We start from the raw sequence: 7,740 nt of genomic DNA, 5'->3' as shown, positions 1-7,740 counted from the left end.
CGTGGCAGATCAGCAGGAACAGGCGGCTTCGCCGTCTGACCTGCAAATCAGCCCTGATTTTCCAGAAGGGGAAGTCAGATCAACGCAACAGGCCGCACGGGTAAAAACGGGAATTGGGTCACGTTATGACACTTGGGTCAGGTTCGTATGACATTCAACAAAAGTTGTGGAACGTCACAAACCTTTGACTCTTTTGGCATCCAAAACATCAGGAAACACGAAAATCACGTCATTCAATATTGACCCAAACGTCAAGCAATTCTGACCCAATACTAAAAGCGGCCTTTAGTGCATAGCGCAGCGAAGGTCCAGAACGAGCCCACAGCCGACATGCCGATTTCTCGCTGCGTGCGCTCGCAGCGGAGAGTATTCTGCAATTGCACAGAATTCCATGACGCAGCGCGGCGGTGGTTCCGGTCATTCGTGCATAGTGTGAAAATTCTGGAGGGGTGAATCTACAGGACTCGCAACTTAGCTGACCTCAGAAATGTGCACCCATGCCCGGATTCAAGGCGCGCTTTGCGCGCCGCCGGTCAGCGCCCGACCGCCCCGATGGCAGGGCGCTTCTGCAACGTATCCGCATTGAACAACCACCCGATGTGGCGGAAAGATTGGAGAGCAAACCATGCCAAGCGTCCAACTTCCCGCTCTCGCCACGAAACGAAGAGCCTGGAACAAGGGGCGGATCATCGGCCAGAAACGGCCTCTGTTACCAAAACAGGTCTGGGCGATCCGCGCGCGGCTCGAACTGGCACGCAACCTGCGCGATCTTGCTCTGTTCAACGTGGCGATTGATAGTAAGATTCACGAATGCGATCTGGTGAAACTGGCCGTCAATGACCTGGTGAGGGACTATTGCATTCGCAAAAGGGTCTCCGTGTTTCGGAGTGAAACACAGCGGCCCGTTCAGTTCGAACTCTCTGAAAACACGCGGGATACCATTGCCGCGTGGATCATGTCGCCTGAAATGCTCGGCTGCCGTATCATGTTTCCCAGCCGGTTTCATGACCGCCCACATATCTCAATGCGCCAAAATGGCCGGCTTGTACGGGATTGGGTGGCCGCTATCGGCCTGAAACCCAGCGGATACGGCACACATTCGCAACGCCGGACCAAGGCGGCGGAGATCTGCCGCAAGACCGGAGATCTCAGAGCTGTTCAACTGCTGCTCGGACACACTAGTTTTGACAGCCCTGTCAGATACCTTGCCGTCGAACATGAAGATGCGCTGAGCATCGCCGGGCAAACCGACATTTGAACCACGATGGCGGGCGGCGCTTGCCGTTCGCCAACCGGACCGGGCCTGAGTTCGCGCCGCAGCGGTAGTTCTGATCGACCCCAAAGCACCGAATGCTGCACTGTTAACACGATTTGACGATCGCCTGTACCGGTCATTGGGCATTGTCGAGACTTTGGAATGGAGGGAACAGACCGGCCGTTCCTTGCGCCTCGCAAGAACGGTGGTTTCGCGCCAGGCACGGATTTTAAAATGGGCGACATGATCTGCTTGTTTGCGAAAGCCAGAATAACAAAATCAAAATGACAGAACTATAAAATTGTTGACTATATGAAATATATCTTTCATTCCTTATGCTACTTATCCACTTGATTCCGAAAGGCCCGCCTTTGTCACTTCCAATAAAGACCCGCCTGTCCAATGCCCTGAAGGAGGGGACGAAAGCGGATAAGGCGATTGCCAGCTACATGAGCGGCGCCTTGGCGGATTTGCCATTCGAAACAGCCGCAAGCATCGCGAAAAAGGTCGGGGTCAGCGAGGCGACAGTCGGGCGGTTCTGCCGCTCCATCGGGTATACAAGCTTCAAGAACCTCAAGGATCACCTGAAGGGTGATATCGCGGACTATCCCTGGCTCATGAGCGACCGGCTGAAGGAATTACAGAAAAGCGCCGCGGCGGGTGACGCGCATCTGACACGTGGGATGGAGTTGGAAATCGCGGCAGTGGTGAGCGTCTATGAATGCGCCCGCATGCCCGAATGGCCTCGGGTGGTCAAACGGCTTGCCAGCGCGAATAACATCCATGTGGCAGGCTTTCAGACAGAACGAGGTATTGCCCAGTACTTCGCGAACCAGATGCAATATGTGCGCGACGGGGTGTCACTGGTCGACCTGGCGGGCGGTAATTTTGCCGAGGTTCTGGCCTCTGGCAAGGACTCTTGCCTCTTGATTTTCGAAGCGCGCCGGTATTCCCGGCTCGCCAAGGTTCTGGCCCAGGAAGCGCAGGCAACCGGTATTCCCGTGACCCTTGTCACCGATCCATTCTGCGATTGGGGCCATGACGTCGCGGACGAAGTTTTCGCTGTGCCGACCCAGTTCAACCAGTTCTGGGATTCCACGGCGCAGATGGCGAGCCTCTGCAATCTGCTGATCAACAGCGTGTTCATGGAGCTTGGAAGTGACGTCGAAGATCGACTGAGCAGATTCGCCGAGCTTTATGGGCGCTTTACCGGCCATGTGGGCGACCCTGTCGCGCAAGTGGCGAAATAACTACAATCAAGAACCAAGAGGAGGAAACTAGATGAAACTCAAGAACAAACTGGCCGCGGTGCTGGCGACGACCGCCATTGCCGCCTCGATGGCGACTTCGGCGTGGGCGCAGTCGCTGCGGCTCGGGACAGAGGGCGCCTACCCCCCGTTCAACTATATCGAAGCGGACGGAAAAATCGCCGGTTTCGACGTGGAAATCGGGCTTGAGCTGTGCAAGCGTATGGAAGTGGAATGCGAGGTTGTCGCGCAGGACTGGGACGGGATCATTCCCGGCCTTCTGGCGAACAAATACGACTTCATCATCGCGTCGATGTTCATCACCGAAGAGCGCCAGAAACAGGTGGACTTCACCGATCCCTATTACCTCGCGGCCATGACCCACGTTGTGCCCGTCGGGTCGGACATCACCGAATTCAGCAACGAGGCGCTGAGCGGCAAGGTCATCGGTGCCCAATCCGGCACCACTCAGGCCGATTTCATTGAAGCCACCTATCCAGACGCCGACATTCGCCTTTACCCGACCCAGGACGAGGTGAACCTCGACATGGCCAGTGGCCGGATCGACATGCAGGTGGGCGACATGCTTCCGATGCTCGATTGGACGACCAAGTCCGATGATGGTGCTTGTTGTGAACTTGCGGGTGACCCGATCACCGACCCGGCATTTGTCGGCGACGGCGTCGGCATCGCGGTGCGTCAGGAAGACGACGAACTGCGCGAAAAACTGAACGCTGCACTGATGGAAATCCGCGCGGATGGCACCTATCAGGCCATCAACGACAAGTATTTCGATATCGACGTCTACACGATGCAATGACGCGATACGTTCCCCCGACCGAAAGACTGACCCATGTTTGAACTCTTCTCATATGGCGATACCGGCTGGGGGGACGAAATCCTGCGGGGGTTGGCGATCACGGTGCAACTCGCGATCGTCACGCTTCCCGTGGGCCTGTTACTTGGATTTCTGGCGGCGTTCGCGTCGATGTCTCGCCTTGGCCCCCTGCGGTTCCTGGGTTTCGGCTACACCACCATCATGCGCGGCCTGCCCGAGATCCTGACGCTCTTCGTTGTCTACAACGGCGTGGGGTTGCTTTTGAACATGGCGCTGCGCTGGTGGAACCCCGAACGCGGGGCGACGGATTTCAGCCCCTTCGCCGCCGGTGTCATTGCGCTTGGCATGGTGTTCGGCGCATTCGCGGGCGAAGTGCTGCGCGGCGCGTTCCAGTCGCTCGACAAGGGCCAGACCGAGGCCGGGCGCGCCATCGGCATGACCCAGGGCCAGATTTTCCGCCGTATCCAGTTGCCGCAGCTTTGGCGGTTCGCGCTGCCGGGGTTGGGCAACCTCTGGATCAACATGCTGAAGGACACTGCTCTTGTTTCAGTTATCGCGCTTGATGACCTGATGCGCATGACCAAGGTCGCCGTCGGCGTCACCAAGCAACCTTTCACGTTCTATCTGCTGGCCTGCCTGATCTACTGGGTCATGTGCGTCTTGTCCGAGCTGGTGCTGTATTGGATGGAACGTCGCGCCAATCGCGGCATCCGGAGGGCCGTGTGATGAACCCGATCGAGATCATCGCCCAATACTGGCCCCGGTTGCTCGACGGCACGCTGATGACGATCAAGCTGACCTTCCTCGGCGCGCTTATTGCCGCGCTCGTATCACCAGGCTTCGCACTGATCCGCACCCATGCCGCGCCACTGGCTCAGGCCCCACTCAGGCTTTACATCTCGTTCATGCGCGGCACGCCGATCCTCGCGCAGCTGTTTCTGATATTCTACGGCTCGGGCCAGTTTCGACCCATCTTGCAGGACTGGGGGCTGTGGACCTTCTTCCGCGACCCGTTCAACTGTGCGCTGCTGGCTTTTGCGCTCAACTCCACCGCCTATCAGACCGAGATCCTGCGCGGCGGCATCATGGGTGTGCCACAAGGTGAAATCGAGGCCGCCAAAGCCATCGGCATGACTCGTTTCAAGACGCTCCGCCGCGTTGTCTTCCCGCACGCCTATCGTATCGCGTGGCCTGCGCTCGGCAACGAGGTGATCCTGTTGATGAAAGCCAGCGCGCTGGCAAGCGTCGTCACCGTTTTCGACATCATGGGCCGAACACGCCAGATCTTTTCGCGCACCTTCGATTTCTCGATCTACCTGTGGGCTGCCCTGATCTATCTCTGCATTACCGCGATCTTCGTCCTGATCTGGCGGCAGGCCGAACGCCGCCTTAGCCGGCACATCGAAGCCCATCACAAACCGCGCGTCGCTGCACAGCCCGCAAAGGAACCCCAGGCATGAGCCAGACGGAAATCATCTTGAAGGCCGAAGGCATCCACAAGTCGTTCGGCAGTGTCGAAGTCCTGAAGGGCATCTCGCTTGAAGCGCGGAAACACGACGTGATCTCGATCCTGGGCTCGTCGGGGTCCGGCAAGTCGACCTTCCTGCGCTGTCTCAACTTCCTTGAAACACCGACATCGGGCAAGGTGACCGTCCATGGCAACGAAATCCTGGTGCGGAATGGCAAGCCCCAGAACGTGCGCCATATCGAGGAAATCCGCGCCCGGCTTGGCATGGTCTTCCAGCAGTTCAACCTCTGGACCCACCGCACCGTGCTGGAAAACGTGATGGAGGGCCCTGTCCAGGTCAAACGTCAACCGAAGGCAGAAGCCCGCGACAAGGCCGAGGCGCTTTTGAAGCGTGTCGGGCTGGAAGAGCGCATGGGCATGTATCCATCGCAGCTTTCCGGCGGCCAGCAGCAGCGTGTGGCCATCGCCCGGGCACTGGCGATGGAGCCCGACGCAATCCTGTTTGACGAGCCAACATCGGCGCTTGACCCGGAACTGGTGGGCGAGGTTCTGAAGGTGATGCAGGATCTTGCCGCCGAAGGTCGGACGATGATCGTCGTGACGCACGAGATGGGTTTTGCCCGCGAGGTCTCCTCCGAAGTCGTCTTCCTGCACGAAGGCCGCATCGCCGAACAGGGCCCGCCCGAAGAGATGTTCACCAACCCCAGGACCGAGGTGTTCGAGCGGTTCATCGCCAAGGTCATGTGATCCACCAAAATCTAGGAAGTTGTCGAAATGCTGGAAAAACCCGAAACGCCGCCCGCCGGGGCGATGCACCAAGGCATCCTGATCGAATCCGCCGAGCTTCGCATCGTCAGCCTGCCACTTCTGACGCCCTTCGTGATCTCGACTGGCACGATGACGGCCAAGACCTTTCCGCTTTTGGTGCTGAAGGGCGAAGGGCTGGAGGGCATCGGCGAAGCGGTGATGGACCCGGCCCCGGACTATCTTGAGGAAACCATCCCCGGCGCGATGGCCTTCCTGCGCGACGTGCTGCTGCCGCAGATCGTCGGCAAACGCTTTGCCTCGCCTTATGAGCTTCAGCCGATCCTCGCCCCGTGGCGCGGCAACCGAATGGCCAAGGCGGTGGTCGAGATGGCATTCTGGGATCTCTGGGCCAAAAGCCTGAACATCCCGCTGAAGGCCGCGCTTGGCGGCGTCGGCGACAGCGTCGATGTGGGCGTCAGCCTTGGCATCGCGCCGGTCGAGAAGACGCTGGAACGCGTCGATGAGGCGGTCGCGAATGGCTACAAGCGCACCAAGCTCAAGATCGCGCAGGGCCATGACGTCAAGATCGTCGAAGCGGTGCGGGCGCGCCACCCCGACATCAAGCTGACCGTGGACGCCAATACCGACTACGGGATGGCCGACTTGCCGGTGTTGCAGGCGCTCGACGACTTCCGCCTCGACTATATCGAGCAGCCGCTGGCCTATGACGACATCCACGACCACGCGAAGGTGCAGGCGGCGCTGAAGACCGCGATCTGCCTTGACGAGAGCATCCGCAGCGCCAAGGACGCCCGCATCGCGCTCGAACTCGGTGCGGCGCGGGTCATCAACATCAAGGTCGGACGCGTGGGCGGGTTTGCCTCGGCCCGTGCCATCCATGACACCTGTGCCGCCTTTGATGCGCCGGTCTGGTGCGGCGGGATGCTGGAAAGCGGCATCGGGCGGGCGCACAACATCCATCTGGCGACGCTCGCGAACTTCACCAAACCCGGCGACACCTCCAGCGCCAGCCGCTACTTCAAGCGCGACATCATCAATGAACCGCTCGAAGCCACGAACGGCGAAATGCCCGTGCCCACGAACGGCCCCGGCATCGGCGTCACGCTCGACCAAGGGTTTCTGAAAACCGTCTCCGATCATGTCGAGGAGATCGGCGCATGAAGGTGGAACAGTCAGGCATCACAATACGCGAGCTGAACTCGGTCACAGAACTCAAACGGTCCGAGCGCTTTCAGAAAGAGGTTTGGGGCGAGGATGACCCGTCCGACAATTCAGACATCATGCTGGCGATCCAGCATGAAGGGGGGCTTGTTGCAGGCGCATTCAAAGACGGGCGCATGCTGGGTTTTCTGTTTGGCTTCCCAACAAGCCAACCCGACGCACAACACTCGCACAGGCTGGCCGTGCATCCCGACAGCCGAGGCATGGGGTTGGGGGCAAAGCTGAAATGGTATCAGCGCGACTGGTGCCTTCAGCGCGGCATAAACGTGGTGCGCTGGACCTATGATCCACTGCGCCGCATCAACGCAAGCCTCAACATAGCAAGGCTTGGCGCGACCGCGGGAATCTACCACGAAGATTATTATGGCGAGATGGAGGGCATCAATGCCGGTGTCCCCTCCGACCGCCTCGTTGCTGAATGGCATCTGAACGCACCTGAAGTCGTGCAGCGGCTTGACCCTTCGGTGGCGCAGCCTCATGTGCCCGAAGGCAGTCTGAAGATCACAATCCCCGCTGATTTCGCAGGCTTGCTGTCACATGACATGGACAAAGCCATATCCGAACGCCTGCGCGTGCGCGAAGAGTTGACCACAGCTTTTAAGGCGGGATATCGGATTGTCGGGTTTGACGTGGACACTTGCGCATATCTTCTGATCCAACAGTGATGCTATTGATCAGCATTTTCAGATTTCTGAACGACCGCCACGCTCAGCGCAACACTCCCTTGCCTTGATCAGAGACCGGATCAGGCTCAAGGACGAAGCCGCTCGCGCGGCAATGGCGCTTGTGGCTGATGTTTCGCATTGTTCCTGAATTACCGGAATGGGGAAATCTGCGATGCTGCCGAACTCTCGGTGCTGCAGATGCGAACTTCGATTTGGACTTTCTGCACGTGCATTCGCTGCTAACGAGCAGGTCCGCAATGTCCGCGTTGCAGTCATCG

General features: G+C 58.9%; 8 protein-coding genes. All 8 read left to right on the top strand.

What is annotated here, in order from left to right; genetic code table 11:
- The first annotated feature begins 625 nt into the window (after positions 1-625).
- The 8 genes from J3R80_RS13765 to J3R80_RS13730 all read left to right on the top strand — a co-directional run bounded on the left by J3R80_RS13765 (position 626) and on the right by J3R80_RS13730 (position 7,462).
- The gene (locus J3R80_RS13765; protein ID WP_067547908.1) at positions 626-1,258 is read left to right on the top strand and encodes a tyrosine-type recombinase/integrase; all 633 of its coding nucleotides are present in this window, start codon (positions 626-628) and stop codon (positions 1,256-1,258) included.
- A gap of 332 nt (positions 1,259-1,590) precedes the next feature.
- Positions 1,591-2,505 (top strand): MurR/RpiR family transcriptional regulator, encoded by a 915-nt coding sequence (locus J3R80_RS13760; RefSeq protein ID WP_143152106.1) that lies wholly within the window; start codon positions 1,591-1,593, stop codon positions 2,503-2,505.
- Between the two features lie 31 nt (positions 2,506-2,536).
- A complete protein-coding gene (locus tag J3R80_RS13755; protein WP_067547902.1) occupies positions 2,537-3,322 on the top strand; it encodes an ABC transporter substrate-binding protein in 786 nt (261 codons plus the stop codon).
- Between the two features lie 33 nt (positions 3,323-3,355).
- Positions 3,356-4,066 (top strand): ABC transporter permease, encoded by a 711-nt coding sequence (locus J3R80_RS13750; protein WP_072704670.1) that lies wholly within the window; start codon positions 3,356-3,358, stop codon positions 4,064-4,066.
- Positions 4,066-4,800, top strand: coding sequence for an ABC transporter permease (locus J3R80_RS13745; RefSeq protein ID WP_072704673.1), 735 nt, complete (start codon positions 4,066-4,068; stop codon positions 4,798-4,800). The genes J3R80_RS13750 and J3R80_RS13745 overlap by 1 nt, the downstream gene beginning before the upstream one ends.
- Positions 4,797-5,555 (top strand): amino acid ABC transporter ATP-binding protein, encoded by a 759-nt coding sequence (locus J3R80_RS13740; protein WP_067547897.1) that lies wholly within the window; start codon positions 4,797-4,799, stop codon positions 5,553-5,555. The genes J3R80_RS13745 and J3R80_RS13740 overlap by 4 nt, the downstream gene beginning before the upstream one ends.
- Positions 5,556-5,582: 27 nt before the next feature.
- Positions 5,583-6,737: an o-succinylbenzoate synthase gene (menC, locus tag J3R80_RS13735; RefSeq protein WP_231014192.1), complete on the top strand. Its 1,155-nt coding sequence runs from the start codon at positions 5,583-5,585 to the stop codon at positions 6,735-6,737.
- Entirely contained in the window at positions 6,734-7,462 is a 729-nt protein-coding gene (locus J3R80_RS13730; protein WP_067547894.1) for a GNAT family N-acetyltransferase, read from the top strand. Before menC ends, J3R80_RS13730 begins: the two co-directional genes overlap by 4 nt.
- Positions 7,463-7,740 lie beyond the last annotated feature (278 nt).

It is taken from the genome of Aliiroseovarius sp. Z3 (assembly GCF_029105185.1).
Classification (GTDB): domain Bacteria; phylum Pseudomonadota; class Alphaproteobacteria; order Rhodobacterales; family Rhodobacteraceae; genus Aliiroseovarius.
The sequence above is the reverse complement of the archived record's forward strand: the minus strand, read 5'-3'. Positions and strand labels throughout refer to the sequence as shown.

Coding starts and splice junctions, on each gene's coding strand:
- J3R80_RS13765 (WP_067547908.1), top strand. CDS start 626: ATGCCAAGCGTCCAACTTCCCGCTCTCGCCACGAAACGAAGAGCCTGG.
- J3R80_RS13760 (WP_143152106.1), top strand. CDS start 1,591: ATGCTACTTATCCACTTGATTCCGAAAGGCCCGCCTTTGTCACTTCCA.
- J3R80_RS13755 (WP_067547902.1), top strand. CDS start 2,537: ATGAAACTCAAGAACAAACTGGCCGCGGTGCTGGCGACGACCGCCATT.
- J3R80_RS13750 (WP_072704670.1), top strand. CDS start 3,356: ATGTTTGAACTCTTCTCATATGGCGATACCGGCTGGGGGGACGAAATC.
- J3R80_RS13745 (WP_072704673.1), top strand. CDS start 4,066: ATGAACCCGATCGAGATCATCGCCCAATACTGGCCCCGGTTGCTCGAC.
- J3R80_RS13740 (WP_067547897.1), top strand. CDS start 4,797: ATGAGCCAGACGGAAATCATCTTGAAGGCCGAAGGCATCCACAAGTCG.
- menC (WP_231014192.1), top strand. CDS start 5,583: ATGCTGGAAAAACCCGAAACGCCGCCCGCCGGGGCGATGCACCAAGGC.
- J3R80_RS13730 (WP_067547894.1), top strand. CDS start 6,734: ATGAAGGTGGAACAGTCAGGCATCACAATACGCGAGCTGAACTCGGTC.